Raw genomic sequence first — 333 nt, 5'->3', positions numbered from 1 at the left:
GGTGAATTCCCCTACCGGTGCATTTCCGGTCAGTGGTGTAAGGCCCGGTACTGCTGTTGTGGTACCTTTGATATAATAGTTCACCGTATAGCCGAACTTCTGCGTATCATCCACTTCATAGTAAACTGTTTTCACGTTGGGACCTGCGGCTGTGATTGTCATGCTCGCCGGCTGTGCTGGACTGGTCACCAGCTTATAGCCGGTTGTTGTCTTTGGCGCATTGCTCCAGGTAAATGTTCCTACCGGTGCATTTCCGGTCAGTGCCTTAAGTCCTGGTACTGCAGTTGTAGTCCCCTTAATAAAGTAATTCACCGTATAGCCGAACTTCTGCAT

Annotated in this window: 1 protein-coding gene; it reads right to left on the bottom strand. The window is 49.5% G+C overall.

What is annotated here, in order from left to right:
- The coding region (locus V7D18_RS08195) for a hypothetical protein (RefSeq protein WP_426153224.1) at positions 1-333 on the bottom strand (333 nt) is incomplete at both ends.

The sequence above is a fragment of the Lacrimispora sp. 38-1 genome (genome assembly GCF_049890855.1).
Classification (GTDB): Bacteria; Bacillota; Clostridia; order Lachnospirales; family Lachnospiraceae; genus Lacrimispora.
This window is presented reverse-complemented; position numbering and strand designations above follow the sequence as displayed.